At 42.2% G+C, this 14,859-nt stretch carries 13 protein-coding genes and 1 tRNA gene; 4 read left to right on the top strand and 10 right to left on the bottom strand.

Annotated features, from left to right (window positions below; all coding sequences use genetic code 11):
- The first annotated feature begins 170 nt into the window (after window positions 1-170).
- Complete coding sequence (locus tag ROSEINA2194_RS20750; RefSeq protein WP_007890494.1) at window positions 171-1,451, top strand: NTP transferase domain-containing protein; 1,281 nt, start codon at window positions 171-173, stop codon at window positions 1,449-1,451.
- Between the two features lie 713 nt (window positions 1,452-2,164).
- On the opposite strand, the gene ROSEINA2194_RS18785 is transcribed toward ROSEINA2194_RS20750, so the two are convergent.
- Window positions 2,165-2,794: a type IV toxin-antitoxin system AbiEi family antitoxin domain-containing protein gene (locus tag ROSEINA2194_RS18785; RefSeq protein ID WP_007890492.1), complete on the bottom strand. Its 630-nt coding sequence runs from the start codon at window positions 2,792-2,794 to the stop codon at window positions 2,165-2,167.
- Window positions 2,795-2,797: 3 nt separating this feature from the next.
- Window positions 2,798-4,183 carry a D-alanyl-D-alanine carboxypeptidase family protein gene (locus tag ROSEINA2194_RS18780; protein WP_007890491.1) on the bottom strand — a complete coding sequence of 462 codons (1,386 nt, stop codon included), beginning with the start codon at window positions 4,181-4,183 and terminating at the stop codon, window positions 2,798-2,800.
- Between the two features lie 241 nt (window positions 4,184-4,424).
- Here ROSEINA2194_RS18780 and trmB point away from each other — a divergent pair, with 241 nt between their 5' ends.
- On the top strand, window positions 4,425-5,063 hold the full coding sequence (trmB, locus tag ROSEINA2194_RS18775; RefSeq protein ID WP_007890489.1) for a tRNA (guanosine(46)-N7)-methyltransferase TrmB: 639 nt from the start codon (window positions 4,425-4,427) through the stop codon (window positions 5,061-5,063).
- Window positions 5,064-5,114: 51 nt separating this feature from the next.
- On the opposite strand, the gene ROSEINA2194_RS18770 is transcribed toward trmB, so the two are convergent.
- Together ROSEINA2194_RS18770 and ROSEINA2194_RS18765 are read right to left on the bottom strand one after the other, a co-directional pair.
- On the bottom strand, window positions 5,115-5,561 hold the full coding sequence (locus ROSEINA2194_RS18770; RefSeq protein ID WP_007890488.1) for an Hsp20/alpha crystallin family protein: 447 nt from the start codon (window positions 5,559-5,561) through the stop codon (window positions 5,115-5,117).
- Window positions 5,562-5,850: 289 nt separating this feature from the next.
- Window positions 5,851-5,923: transfer RNA gene (locus tag ROSEINA2194_RS18765), tRNA-Lys, on the bottom strand.
- 168 nt (window positions 5,924-6,091) lie between these two features.
- Here ROSEINA2194_RS18765 and pepT point away from each other — a divergent pair.
- A complete protein-coding gene (gene pepT, locus ROSEINA2194_RS18760) occupies window positions 6,092-7,309 on the top strand; it encodes a peptidase T (RefSeq protein ID WP_007890487.1) in 1,218 nt (405 codons plus the stop codon).
- A gap of 119 nt (window positions 7,310-7,428) precedes the next feature.
- Here pepT and ROSEINA2194_RS18755 read toward each other — a convergent pair whose 3' ends face one another.
- Complete coding sequence (locus tag ROSEINA2194_RS18755) at window positions 7,429-8,694, bottom strand: hypothetical protein (protein WP_172727177.1); 1,266 nt, start codon at window positions 8,692-8,694, stop codon at window positions 7,429-7,431.
- Window positions 8,695-8,983: 289 nt separating this feature from the next.
- Here ROSEINA2194_RS18755 and ROSEINA2194_RS18750 point away from each other — a divergent pair, with 289 nt between their 5' ends.
- The gene (locus ROSEINA2194_RS18750) at window positions 8,984-10,444 is read left to right on the top strand and encodes a tetratricopeptide repeat-containing diguanylate cyclase (RefSeq protein ID WP_049888009.1); all 1,461 of its coding nucleotides are present in this window, start codon (window positions 8,984-8,986) and stop codon (window positions 10,442-10,444) included.
- Between the two features lie 36 nt (window positions 10,445-10,480).
- On the opposite strand, the gene ROSEINA2194_RS18745 is transcribed toward ROSEINA2194_RS18750, so the two are convergent.
- The 5 genes from ROSEINA2194_RS18745 to ROSEINA2194_RS18725 form a co-directional block, all read right to left on the bottom strand.
- The gene (locus tag ROSEINA2194_RS18745; RefSeq protein ID WP_007890484.1) at window positions 10,481-11,590 is read right to left on the bottom strand and encodes a M20/M25/M40 family metallo-hydrolase; all 1,110 of its coding nucleotides are present in this window, start codon (window positions 11,588-11,590) and stop codon (window positions 10,481-10,483) included.
- Between the two features lie 199 nt (window positions 11,591-11,789).
- Complete coding sequence (locus tag ROSEINA2194_RS18740; protein WP_007890483.1) at window positions 11,790-12,545, bottom strand: amino acid ABC transporter ATP-binding protein; 756 nt, start codon at window positions 12,543-12,545, stop codon at window positions 11,790-11,792.
- A 2-nt stretch (window positions 12,546-12,547) separates the two neighbouring features.
- Window positions 12,548-13,291 carry an amino acid ABC transporter permease gene (locus ROSEINA2194_RS18735; protein WP_007890482.1) on the bottom strand — a complete coding sequence of 248 codons (744 nt, stop codon included), beginning with the start codon at window positions 13,289-13,291 and terminating at the stop codon, window positions 12,548-12,550.
- 52 nt (window positions 13,292-13,343) lie between these two features.
- Window positions 13,344-13,775 (bottom strand): GNAT family N-acetyltransferase, encoded by a 432-nt coding sequence (locus ROSEINA2194_RS18730; protein ID WP_007890481.1) that lies wholly within the window; start codon window positions 13,773-13,775, stop codon window positions 13,344-13,346.
- A gap of 21 nt (window positions 13,776-13,796) precedes the next feature.
- Window positions 13,797-14,855, bottom strand: a complete 1,059-nt coding sequence (locus ROSEINA2194_RS18725) for a glutathione S-transferase C-terminal domain-containing protein (protein ID WP_007890480.1) — start codon at window positions 14,853-14,855, stop codon at window positions 13,797-13,799.
- Between the last annotated feature and the right edge of the window lie 4 nt (window positions 14,856-14,859).

Genomic DNA, 14,859 nt, shown 5'->3' with positions numbered 1-14,859 from the left:
CAGTATATAATACCAGATACATACTGATATACCTTAGTATAACACACTTTCCCCACAGATTCAGCAATGACTTGCATTACCATCCACTCATTACTCTTAGAAAAAAAAGTATTTCCTATGCTATAGTATTTTAGATTGCGGATCAAACAATAACATTCCGGAGGTATAGTATGAAAAATGCGCTTGTGATCCTCTGTGGCGGAAACAGCACACGGATGGGAACCGATAAGGCTCTTCTTCCTTTTGGGGACACCTGTTTAATTGAATATCTTGTCAGAAAATTTCAGCCGTATTTTTCCAGGATTTATCTCTCGGTAAAAATAAAGGGGGATTACTCCCATCTGAAGCTTCCCGTAACTGAAATCCCGGATATCTATCCGAATCAGGGACCAATGTCCGGCATTTTTTCCGGCTTATCCATGATCGATGAGGAATGCGCATTTTTTATGTCTGTAGACACTCCGTTTCTGGAACCGAAAACAGGACTTGCCCTGCTCTCAGAGCTCGGTGACGCCGATATCTGCACGCTTGAGGGAAAGGCTTCCTATCTCGAAACTGCAACTGCTGCCTACTCCAAAAATTGCATTACAACCATCGGAAAATGTCTTCTGCTCCACCAGCTCACGTTCAACACGCTGCGGGAAAAGTGCAGCACCAGATACGTGACTGAGGCTGCGATCGCCGAGGCTGCACCGACACCGATCGATATCCAGTACTATAATCTGGACACCAGAGACAATTATTATCATGCGCTTCGTATTTTAAGCGGAATTGTACCGCCAGATTCTTCCCAGGCGCTGATCGAATATTTCAAAGACACCAGAGATTTATTTTTGCATACAACTCCGGTGATCTCCTTTGTGGCAAAACCGGGAACGATCATGACACCTCTCATTGAGCGGCTGCTTCCTTTATTAGAGCGTGAGGGGTTAAAAGTCGTTCACCTCATCAAAGAAGATTCCTCTGTCGTATTCAAAAACGTCTTTTTTGAGCCGACTCTGGAAAATCTCTCCTCGTCGCTCTCCGGTGCCGACCTTGTTCTGACGGAAAATTTTGGAGCAGATGCGCCGAATAAAATTGAAATCCTGCGGAAATACTGGTCGGAAACACCGTTATCTGACGAAAAAGATCTGATCGCTGTATTTGCTGATTTTCCATATCATGCAGAGACTTCCCTTCCGGTCTTTGATCTGAACAAACCAAAAATATTGTCACATTCCTCTGGGAATATCTGGGCAGACAATAAAACCAGAAATAAAGGCTGCCTGTGGGCAGCCTCTTATAAATATCGTTCCAGATCCGGCATCCAGTCTCCAAAGAACACCTCGTCTCTGCACATTGCATTCCAGACAGGACTTAAAAAAGCCATGATCCGATGCAATACTGTTTCCCAGGAAACATCCTCTGTTCCCTGCTTCCTTATATATTTTTCCCACCGTTTTTTCATATAGGTGTAGGTTTCATACGATGCCAGCATTTCAATCCTTTTTTCCTGTGGAATCACTTCCTCTTTTTCGCAGAAAAAAGAGAGTGTCTCGTAAATATGCCGTCCATCGACAGTTTCCTGCTTCAGCAGACGAAATGTTGTATCATATACCTCCATAGAAGGAATCAGTTCCAGATATTTGAGGATTGTAAAAAGTTGTTCTGCCAGATATGTTTCAACCGGAAAATGTTGATACGCTGCACATTTCTTCTCAAAAAATACAGACTGCAGCTCCTGTTTTTCCGGCTTTGCTGCATCATATACCAATGGACTGATACGGATGGTAAGCGGAACCTTCATTTCTTCCCATTTTCCAGTTATGTAAACCAGATAGTCCTGTTCCTCTTTTTCCACAGAATAATTCCAGCGGATATGATATTCCCGTTTCGCGCAGATCGCCTCTGCAAAATCAGTGATCCACTTTTCGTCCAATACCTGCTGTTCTTTCCCATCATCCTGCCCGTATACAAAATAAAGTGGCTTCTGCCACTCCTTTCGATAACTGTCGAGGTCAAAAGCCTCACGGTTTTTCAGCCATAACCGCTTTGCAAAATCGGTTTCCAGAATTTGGAACATCAGTGTTTCCTGCAAAAATCCTTCCAGCAGATCTGCAAATGGGATTTGATACTCTATGCTTTTTTCTTTTAACTTCTTCTTCGTAAGTAGGTTCTGTTCCATTTAAAGCCAGACTCCAATCATATTCTGAACTTTTTTCACAACTTTACGCTCTTTTGCATAATACATCAGTTTTGCAATATCCTTCTTCGGATCTTTTATGTAAGCCATCAGTCCTTCTTTGAATCTTTCCCGATCCATCTTGTCTTCGTATTTTAAGCATTCACAGATCAGTCTTTCCTTTTCAAAAATCCGGACTGTCACATTGGAAAGCTGTATTTCTGTCACTCCAAGCTCCAAAGTATCCGGCTCTGCATACATCGGAATGATCTTCGGATAATCCATTTTAAACCGTGATTTGGAAGTATTCTTATCCACCGCAAGCCGCCAGCCATATGGTTTGTTTTTGATATAGCCATACGCATATAACGCATTCTCCAGATTCAGCACGCAGTCCGAAAACAGCTTTGCCACAAGCTCCTCCTCTGTAAAATCACTGAGATGAACTGCATAATAACCGCTTTTTATGCGCAGAATGTCCCCCTTTTCCACAAAATCAAGGATCCTGCGATAATCGATCCCCAGCCCGGCAAGCTGGCTCTTTTTTACAATTCCGCCATTATCCAGAATAAACTTCTTTACTTTGTCTAACAGCAACTCTCTTTTTTCACTGACTGCATATGACTCCGACATGCTTTATCTCCATCTTCTGCGTCTTCTACGTTTTTTTCTGATTCTTCGTTTCTGATCTTTTCTGTCTCTACGAACGGCTCTGTTGTGTTTGATAATATAGTAATTATCGTAAAAACGTTTTAAGAAAAATAAAAGTACACCAAGCAAAATCACTGCAACAATGAGTAAAACCACAACAATCGGTTTCACCTGCACCGTGGAGACTGCTTCCTGTTCCTCCTCCTCGGTCGACTCATTGTCAAATGCGTAGCCTTCTACGACCACGCCGGTTGTCTTAATATCTGCTTTTCCTACATTTCTTCCCGCATAAGTATACGTGATGCTCCCTGCAATCTCCGGGTCGCTGTCATTATATTCCACGGAAGATGAGGTGTCTGAAAATTCTGCTGTTTTCGGCAGAACAATGACGGCCTCTTTATCAAGCTCCACAAATGGCGCAATATTGTCCAGATTACCATTATCCACCGTTGTCTCTGCGCTGTAATCCGTATCATTTTCCGCTACATTCAGCACCTGAAAATTGTCAAATGCATAATCAAATAAATTTACCGTATCAATAAACTGATTCGGTGACTGTGTGTCCATTACCACACAGATCAGTGTCATACCATCTTTTTCCGCGTAAGTCACAAGCGTGCTGTTTGCAGTCGCCGTGTATCCGGTCTTTCCGCCGACACAGTACGGATATAAATACTTACGGTTCGCATTGTGGTAGGTGCACAGCATATCGTGATGATTCCTTAACACCGTCTCCTCCGCATGCTTATTGGTTGGAGGGATTGTATACATCTTCGTTCCGATAATAATACGAAACGTTTCATTCTGATAAGCCGCCTGCGCGATCAACGCCATATCATGTGCGGTCGTGTAATGATTTTCATCCTGTAAGCCGTGCGGATTGGCAAAATGTGTGTTGGTACAGCCTAATTCTTTTGCTTTGGCATTCATCATGTCCACAAAATTTTCTACCGTGCCGCCCACATGTTCTGCGACAGCATAGGCACATTCATTTGCCGACTCTAACATGACACCATAAAGACACTGCTCTAAGGTCATCTGCTCGCCGTAATCTCTGGCAATTCCCGATCCTTCCGTGTTGTTGATCGCATCATCCGAAAAAGTGACCATGTCACTCAGATTACCATTTTCCAACGCCAGCAGCGTGGTCATGATCTTGGTGATACTCGCCGGGTAGTGTGCTTCATCACTATTTTTTTCATAAAGGATCGTGCCTGTGGACTCTTCCATCAAAATAACACCCGGTGAGAGTGTCTCCGGCGCATCCGGCCAGTAGTCTGCCGCCTTGACGTCCACTTTTCCAAGACAGACAGCAGATATAATCGTAAGGATCAGGCATGTCGCCTTTTTCCATCTATTTTTCAACATCATAAAAACTCCAATAATCTATCTATATCATATGAACATTATTAGTATAATCGTTGAAAAAAATACATGCAACAACTTTTCATGATTTTATCATCTGAATCTGCAAATGCACACTTGAAAATTGGTGTTTTCTTATTGTAGAATATAAACGATTGTTTCACGGTTTGCGCCTTTGCTGCGCGGATTGCTGAAAATATATTTCAGGGGAAAATTTATAGTTTACATAATATAGAGAGGTTGTTTTATGAGATTAAGAAATATTCCAGGCGCAGAGGAAGCTATTTTAAACAGTGAATACTGCATCAAAAATCCAGAGGAGCAGAAAGGACACTGGCAGGACTGTTTTGACAAAGTGCAGCCGCTTCATATCGAAATCGGGATGGGAAAAGGCCGTTTTATCATGGACATGGCTGCCTTGCACCCGGACATTAATTACATCGGTATTGAACGTTATTCAAGCGTGCTTTTACGTGCCTTACAGAAAATGGAGTTAAATCCGCTGCCAAATATTAAATTCATCTGTATGGATGCCGCCGATATTGCAGAAGTGTTTGCCAAAGACGAGGTAGACCGCATTTACTTAAACTTCTCCGATCCGTGGCCGAAGGACCGCCATGCGAAGAGACGTCTTACTTCGAGACAATTTTTTGCGCGTTATGACCAGATTTTGAAAAAAGATGGACACCTTGAATTTAAAACTGATAATCAGGATCTTTTCACCTTCTCTTTAGAGGAAGTGCCGGAAGCCGGATGGAAATTAGACGCTTCCACCAGAGATCTTCACCATGATGCCGTCTTAAATGAAGGCAATGTCATGACGGAATACGAAGAAAAATTTTCTTTCAAGGGAAATCCGATCTGTAAATTGATCGCATCGAGATAGAAAAAACGCCCGATACCAATGGTTTTACACCATTGATACCGGGCATTCTATTTATCCTTCAATTGCAATGTAACGTTTTTCCGGAACAGCTTTCTTCTGTTCTTTCGGAACGTCCAAGGTCAGGATACCGTTTTCGTATTTCGCATGGATATCTTCCTCTTTCATGTTCTCACCAACATAAAAGCTTCGGCTCATGCTGCCTGCATAACGTTCACGTCTGATGTATTTGTCATTCTTATCCTTCTCATCCTTATCGAGTCCCTTCTCGGCACTGATAGTCAGGTATCCATCATTCAACTCAAGATGAAGCTCATCTTTCTTGAATCCCGGAAGATCAATTGCTACTTCATAGCCATTATCTTTCTCCTTAACATCTGTCTTCATCATATTCTTTGCATGTTTGCCATACAATGTTTTATCAACATCCGGGAATGAAAAATTCATTAAATTGTCAAAATCATCAAATAAACTCTCTCCAAAAATACTAGGCATCAACATAAGTCATCTCTCCTTTTCTATCTGTCCACTTTTTTGTGGATATTCGTATGCTCATTAACCTTGTTTCTTTGGAACTAACAGATTAGGGAACTCGGGGAATCTTTCTTTCTCTTTTGTTCCCTCTTCCTTTGTTCTGACTACGTTATACACCTGTTCGTTAGCACTGTCAAGTGTTGAGTGCTAATTTTTTGTGAACTTTTTGTGATTTTCTTCAAAATTTTAAATTTGAATTCAAACATAAAAAAAGCACCGACCCCATAGCCTATGCTATAAAACCGATACTTCGTAATGCGCCACCAGGGGTTCGAACCCTGGACACCCTGATTAAGAGTCAGGTGCTCTGCCAGCTGAGCTAGTGGCGCATGTCTTTCAGCGACGAATGTTATTATATAATACTTTTTTTAGAAATGCAACTATTTTTTTATAAATTTATTTCGCATTTCACTATTTTATGGTATTTTATAACTATGTGTGTCCGGCTTGATTTTATATCAAAATAAATACGGCACCATTTTATAAGGAGGTTTCACATGCGTGTTGAAGAACGATTATTAAAATATGTCTCTTACTGGACAACTTCTGACGAGGAATGCCGACAGATTCCATCTTCGGAAAGACAGTTTGAGTTAGGAAAAGTGTTAGAACAGGAATTGCGCGATCTCGGTTTAGAGAAAGTCACTTTAACCGATCACTGCTATGTTTACGGACTGCTGCCGGCAACGAAAGGATATGCTGACAAGCCTGCTGTCGGTTTTATTTCCCATATGGACACTGCTCCTGATTTTTCCGGAAAAGATGTCAAACCACAGATCATTCCGGATTATGACGGCAATGATGTTCTTTTAAAAGGAAGCGGCACTTATCTGAAAGTATCCAATTTCCCTACACTTAAAACATTAAAAGGCCGCACACTGATCACTACAGATGGAACAACCCTGCTCGGCGCTGACGATAAAGCCGGAGTTGCCGAGATCATGACGGCAGTGGAACAGATCATCACAGAAAAAATACCTCACGGCGACATCTGGATCGGCTTCACACCGGACGAAGAAGTCGGAAGCGGTGCTGATTTATTTGACCTTGACTATTTTAAAGCCAAATTTGCCTACACCGTTGACGGCGACTACGAGGGCGAAGTTGCCTATGAAAACTTCAATGCGGCAAGTGCTTCTTTTGAGATCAAAGGCGTCAATGTCCACCCTGGAGAGGCAAAAGATATTATGATCAACGCTGCCCTTGCCGGCTGTGAGATTGCATCTCTTCTTCCTGAAAATGAGACTCCTGCCCATACCGAAGGCAGAGAGGGATTTTATCATCTGACTGATTTTAGCGGAGACATCGCCCACGCCAAAGTGAATTATATCGTGCGCGACCATGACAAAGCCACTTTTGAAAAACGTCTTGATACCCTGCGTGGCATTGAGAAAAAAATGAATGAAAAATATCACGCAGACACTGTAAAATTGAACATTCAGCATTCCTATAGCAATATGCTGGAAGTCATTGAAAAGAATGAATATGTCGTTGCAATTGCAAAAAAAGCAATCAAAAACGTTGGTCTGGAACCGGTCTCCCGCCCAGTCCGCGGTGGTACAGACGGTGCCAGATTAAGTTTTATGGGACTTCCTTGTCCGAACCTCGGAACCGGCGGCTATGGTTTCCACGGACCATTTGAACATATCAGTGTAGAAGGTATGGATACCGCTGTTTCGGTTATCAAAGAAATCGTAAAAATCACTGCCGAATAATGATCCGGAACGTTTTTCCTGTTACACAAAAAATCTGCCATACAAAAATTGCATTTGTATGACAGATTTTTTATTCTCTTAAATATTATTTTTTACTTTACACCGAAGTCTTTCTTCTATTATAAGTTTGCAATCAATGCTGCGATCTCATCCGGTGTCATAACCTTATTCGGATCTGACAGATCAGGCATTGCCGGCTCATCATCTACAACAGTTTCATCTTCCAATGGAATCTTCTCGACCGGAACATTATCATCCGAATCCGTCAAAGTATCTACCATTATATCATCATACTTGGATAAATCTTCCTCCGGAGAAGAAACTTCTTCTTTACCAATTGATGGTTCCTCCATATCAGATGGAACTTCCTCGATCGGTGTCTCCTCCATCACGGACGGTTCTTCTTCAATCGGTGTCTCCTTCATCACGGACGGTTCTTCTTCAATCGGTGTCTCCTTCATCACGGACGGTTCTTCTTCGATCGGTGTCTCCTCCATCACGGATGGTTCTTCTTCGATCGGTGTCTCCTCCATTGCAGACGGTTCTTCTTCAATCGGTGTCTCCTCCATCACGGATGGTTCTTCTTCAATCGGTGTTTCCTCCATATCAGATGGAACTTCTTCGATTGGTGTCTCTTCCATCACAGTTGCTTCTCCAGCAGCCGATGGGATCTCCTCAACTGCGGCTCCCTGAACCTGTGGTTCTTCTTTTTCAATTTTATTCTCTTCTGCCAAGATACGTTCCTCGGTAAAAAAGTTCTGTTTTGCAGACTCTGCTGCTATCTTTGCATCAGCTCCGATCGTATTCAATGTATTCTGCAAAACTTCCAGCTGCTGTAATATTTTATTCTGATTGTCTAAAATATTCTGTGCATATGCGCTGTCATTTTTATTAGTTTCCGGTGCCGGATGTGAAACATTGTCTGATAAAACAGCCTCTAACATCGAAATCTTTTCCATGATGTGGTCATTGGAATTCATCAGTGCATCTGCATTCTCTTTACTTCTTCCAATGGAAACCTTTGCTACTGCTTTCTGTGCGTGGATAATATCCTCCACATTTGCTTTCCGGGACTGGTTTCCTTTTTCAATGAGTTCATACAGATCATCAAATGTTTTCCTCAATAAAAGATAAGACGCTTTTTCTGATTTAAAAATACTGTCGTATTGTTCTTCCTTGCGTTCTGCGGCTGCGCTTATCTGCCTTGTCACAGCATCTATCACATAATATATCGCAGCTAAAAACAGAACGTTCACTGCTACAAGTGCCAGAACATTCTGTGGCATATTAATCATTATATACAGATCTGCCACAAACAGACATGCTGCAATCAGAATTGAAATCACCAGACTGAGCCTGTAATTCTTCTCTTTTTTCTTTTCCATAAGTGCTACCTCCACCTGCATCTCCTGTGATGCTTATATGAGAATTTTTCTTCTCGTTTATTACTACATGATACCATAAGATGCATGAGATATCTATATACGAAATAACTGAAAATCCAAGGTTGACGCATTTTTCGAATAGAATTATAATCAAAAAAAAATATCTGTTCTACAAGTGTACTGACACGTTCATTTTCAACTCGATGGTACAGAATGAATTTTCAATACATTTGTGCAATTGATCCGCACACTATTTTGGCAATACCAGGTCAGACCAGAGGATAATATTATGAATAATGAAGCAAAAAATCCCTTACAGAAAATGATAGATGACACTGTCGCTCTTTTAAACAAACGGAAATTAACAGATGCGATCCTGTCAGCACAGACCGTTTCAGACCTTGCAGAAGCAGAACACGACTATTATATTTACGCAACAGCACAGAATCTTATGGGTGTTTCCTATGTGGCTGCTGGAAATGAAATGTCGGCTGTTGACTGCTATCTGAGAGGACTTTCCTGCTGCCTGGAGCATCAGATCGACGCACTTTTTCCTTTATTTTATATCAATCTCGGAAGCCGTTATCAGGAAGCAAATGACCACAAAACGGCTATCGAATACTTTTTAAAGGCTGAGAATGCACTTTCAATGGAAGCCTGCAAGGCAGATCCCCGATATCACGGCTGGTGCCTTGTAAACAGCCTGAATCTGATGATCTCAAGCAACCACCAGATGAATTTTGAGCTTGGCGGAGAGTTTCTGGAACGCTGCGAATCCCTGCTCACCGAGGAAGATATGACAGACTCCATCGGCATTTCCCTGCTTATTATAAAGTGTCACCTGTACTGGTACACCGGACGCAGAGATTATGTGTTAGAGCATTTAGACAGCCTGATCGGACAACTGCACCTCATTGAGCCAAATGATTTCGTGCAGATCATCCGTGAACTGATCTTCCTGCTTAAGAATATGAACGATCACACACATTTCAAACAGGTTATTGACTATTTCAGACAATATGCCTCCGAGCAGAACACCCTGTATTATGAGCTTCTGCTCTGCGAATTTGAGATGGACTATTACCACAGTATTCATGATTATGCCGGTTATCAGGATTCCTGTATCCGGTATACAGAGCTTTTTATGAAGCAGAAACAGGAACGGTTAAAGGAACGTACAGAGGCTTTTACCCAGAAAATCCTGCTCCAGCAAAAGGAAACCGAACGCCGGGCTGCAGAACACCAGTCTAAGATTGATGCACTGACCGGACTTGGAAACCGCTTTCTTTTAGAAGAAAATCTTGCTGCCCACTTAGAGTATGCCATTGCCAGACAGGAAAAAATCTGTCTTGCAGTCATTGATATTGACCATTTTAAGACTCATAACGACTTATATGGACACATGCATGGCGACCATTGTCTGAGGCTCACTGCCTCGGTCTTGAAGTCCTGTGTTGGAAAAGCCGGAAGTGTTTACCGTTTTGGTGGAGATGAATTTCTTGTGCTGTTAAACATAACGGATTATGATTCTGTCAGAGATATTGCTGAAAATATTAAACAGCACTTTAATTTAGACGAATCCGAAGACATCACAGACAGCGGGCTTACCGTCACACTGTCCCAGGGCTATGCCATCTGCCGGACAGATGCCGACAGCAGAAAGGATATCCTGATTTCCAAAGCGGATAAAGCTTTGTATGCAGTAAAAAACAGTGGCAAAAACAATTATCTTATTTTTGAGGAGGACTAAGCTCCTCCTGCAAAAAAATAATGATTCTCTGCCACTTTATAATTCAATCAGAGTACGGATCAGTTCCGCTCCGTCATATAAGTCTTTTATTTTCGTATATTCATTTGTGGAATGTGCCTGATACATTCCACAGGATAACACAAGTCCTTCGATTCCATGTTTTGCAAAGCTGTTATTGTCACTTCCACCGAACGTTTCCGTCAATGTTCCCGGAAGTCTGGTCTTTTCGCATGCTTTCAGAAAATCTTTTACTGTCCTGCTTTCTACTGGTGTCTCATATGCCACAAGATGTACCTGATGTGTTACCTCTGCAGTGGCTCCTGCTTTGTCTGCTTCCTCTGCAAAAATTTTTTCCGTATTTTTTACATATTCTAAAGCTTTGCTGTGGTCATAGCTTCGGATTTCACCTGTCACCACACAGCTATCCGGCACAATATTTGTGGCAGTTCCACCGTTTATCGTTCCAATATTAAACGTTGTGTCCTCATCCACATGTCCCATGGACAGACGTGTCACTGCTTCTGCCGCCACTGCGATCGCATGGATTCCACGCTCCGGTTCAAATCCGGCGTGAGCCGCTTTTCCTTTTATCTCAGCTCTCACGGAAATGATAGACGGCGCACGTCTTGCAGCGGTTCCAACCGCCCCGGACAGATCAAGCACATACGCCTGTTTTGCGGTTACTTTCGAATAGTCAAAAACATCCGAACCTTTGACATATAATTCCTCACCAATTGTAAACAGAATTTCAATTTTTTTATGAGGTTTTCCACTGTCAAGAACAAGTTGTACACCATAGAGGATTTCCAGAATACCACTGATGTCGTCTGCACCAAGCACAGTATCCCCGGCAGAATGTATTGTTCCGTCTTTTTCCAGAACAGATTTTTTTCCGCTTCCCGGTTCTACAACATCCATATGTGCGCAAAAAATAACCGGATCTCCGTCTAATTCTCCGTCCAGAACGGCAAAAATATTTCCGGTGTCGCCACCGTAATGAGAACCTGCCTGATCTTCCTCCACAGAAAATCCCATGCTTTTTAGTCTGGCAAACAGCCAGTCTGCGCTCTTCCGCTCATGAAAACTGATGGAATCAAAGGATACCAGTTGTTTAAAATCTTCTATGATGTTCTGTTTCCATGCCATGATGAGGTACCTCTTTTCGATTTATTTAATCTGCATTTAATTTAGTTTGATTTGAATTTAATCTACTCCGCAGTGCACGCCAGAAAAATCTACAATTTAATCCGCAGTGCAGCCGGGCATTCGCCCTCTTCATAATATAAGGAATAAATTATTGCCTGCAAGCAGTCAAATTTATTCCTCACATTATGAACACTGCTCATTATATTACATATTCCGGTTCATTCAGCAGTTGCATTTTTCTCAGGAATTCTTTTGTCCGTTCATTCTGTGGATTGGTAAATACTTCCTTCGGCGTTCCATACTCCACGACATGACCGCCATCTAAAAATATCACTTTATTGGCAACATGCCTTACAAAGTTCATTTCGTGAGATACTAAGAGCATTGTGTGTCCTTCTGCCGCAACATTTTTGATCGTCTCAAGTACTTCACCGACAAGCTCCGGGTCTAAGGCTGAAGTCGGCTCGTCGAGCAGGAGTAATTCCGGTTTTAGAGCCAGTGCTCTGGCAATTGCAACACGCTGCTGCTGTCCTCCGGACAAATGTTTTGGATAATGATTTGCCCATGATGCCATTCCAACACGCTCTAATTCTTTTAAAGCAATTGCTTTTGCATCCGCTTTGCTCTTTTTCTGAACAACCATAAGTCCTTCCATAACATTTTCCAACGCTGTCTTTTTCTCAAACAGATAAAATCTCTGGAACACCATGCCCGTGCTCTTACGGAATTCCAGACTGTCTTTGTGTTTTTTGGAAAGATCGACCGTTTTTCCACCAAAAACAGCCTCCCCCTCCTCCGGGATCTCCAACTGGTTGATGCATCTTAATAAGGTTGATTTTCCTGTACCGGAAGGGCCGATAATTCCGACAACATCGCCTTTTTCAATTTTTAAATTAATATGGTCTAATACTTTATTCTCATGAAAACTTTTGGAAAGGTTTTTGATCTCTAACATTTTTATACCCCTCTCTCATCCTCGGATATCTCTACTTTTGCCACTTGATCCGGAATCTGCATTTTCTTCTCAATCAGCCTGATTCCCTGCTCGATCACAAATGTGATCACCCAGTAAATGATCGCAAGTGAAACATATACTTCAAAATAACGGTAAGTTCTTCCACCAATGATTTTTCCCTGTGCTGTCATCTCAACGACTGCACAGACAAACGCAAGGGACGTTCCCTTTATCAGTCCAATAAAGGAATTTCCAAGTCCCGGGAGCGCCACGCTTAGCATTTCCGGAAAAATGATTCTGCAAAACGTCTGGAAATATGTCATTCCGATCGCACTTGCAGCCTCGATCTGTCCGACATTGACAGATGCCAAAGCTCCCCGGAAAATCTCTGCGATATACGCTGATTCATTGATAGAAAGTGCGATGATCGCATACACAAAACCGGAGGTTGTCGAACTCTGATAATTCCATCCATTTTGCTGGTATATGTATTTTGTGATCATTGGGATTCCAAAGTATGCAATATACAACTGCACGATCACTGGTGTTCCCCGGATCAGCGAGATATACACTCCTGCGATCTGTTTTAACAAAGGAATATTTTTTGTTTTGATCAATGCCAGGAGCATTCCGATGATAAGTGCAATGATCATGGAACTGACTGCAAGGATCAGGGTTGTCGGAAGATATTTTAAAATCTCCGGAAGCTGGCTCAAGACCGCTTCAAAATCAAATAACTTTGCCATAGTTTTTCTCCGTTCGTTTTCTGTTTTTATCACTACAATTGTCTGTAGAAATTTACAGTGTTTTTGAAGTCATGATGCACACAAATTCTCCCTCACCGGAGCGTGTGGAAAAATCCGGTGTATATCCAAGCTTCTCATAAAAGCCAAGTGCCTTCTCGCGGGAATTGATCCGTATGTTTGTAACACCCCGCTCTTTCAAAAGCTGCTCCGCTGCCTTGATTCCAAGTGCCCCGTAATGTTTTCCCCTGTACTCTTCCAATGTGGCAACACGCTCGATATGACCGGCATTTTCTTCATCGATCCGTACCCGGCAGGTAGACACCGGAAATCCGTTTTCGTGAACCAGAATGTATTCACTGTCCTTTGTGTCATCCGCAAATTCGTATCTGGGTGGAATATCAAACCCGACACACATTGCCTGTATTCTGATATAATGCACTCCTGCTCTCTGCCATTCTTCTGTTGCATGCACTGCTTCCATCATCTTCCGCTCCTTGCTTCTCCCTTAGTTCCACGATTTATAAAAATCGTTTGGAATTTTTAATTTATTTGCCGGATCTTTGCTTAAATGCTCTCTTCCGGCCGGTGTCTTCCAGATCGCATCAAAATCAGTATCCGGAATCACGATATCGTAATAAGTAGACTCCCAGTAATCCGGGTCTGCCTTGCTAAGATCAACACTCGCTGCAAAATCTTTAAAATACGTGTTGTGGTAAAATGCCGGAATCTGATATAAATCCCTTGCATATCCCCATAAATTCTTGTAATCCACGAGACGCCTTTTACATGGACCAATGTTTCTGGAATAAGCGACATCGAATCTTGCCAGTGTCACATATAAACGGATATCACTGTCTGTCACGTAATCTCCAAACAGAAATCTCTGCTGTTCTAAACGTTCTTCCATTGCATCTAACCCTGCAAAAAATGTCTCATAAGCATCCGAAAAAGCCTGTAAGGATTGTGCGAACTGTGCTCTGTAAACAGCATTGTTAACATTTTCAAACAGCCACCAGTTTAACTTGTCAATCTCTTCTCTGAGTTCTTCCGGGTAAAGATCCGGTGCATCCGGCTTTTGGAATGGCTTAAAATCAACCTCCAGATAGTTGGTCAGCCTGTGATAATCGTTGTTCACTACCTTTTTCTCTTTGTAATCCACAAAAGAAGGGACTGTTGCACGGCCTGTGTACTCCGGGTCTGCATTGTAATAAAGCTCACTCAGAAACTGTGCTCCTGTTTCCGGGTTGATATGATCTGGCGAATTTACAAATTCCCAGCCCAAAGATTTTTCGTAAGCATCATCATCCCAGCCTACAATTTCCACTTTGATCGCATCCTGTAAACCAAGAAGTTCCCTTGTAATGGATGCGCGGTTTGACCAGTGGCATCCTTTTGCCCAGAATAAAATGTACCGGTCTTTCTCTACCGGATTTTCCCCAGGTTCGAATCCTTTTGTAAAATGATTTGGCTGTCTATGGAAATTGCCATATTTGTCTACTTCACTTACTGTCTCTGTCGGGCGGACTCTGATCTGCCTGCCGTTTACTTCTATATACTCTGCCATAATA

The organism is Roseburia inulinivorans DSM 16841 (assembly GCF_000174195.1).
Lineage (GTDB): Bacteria > Bacillota > Clostridia > Lachnospirales > Lachnospiraceae > Roseburia > Roseburia inulinivorans.
Note: the sequence above shows the minus strand (reverse complement) of the source record. Positions and strands in the feature narration are given on the sequence as shown.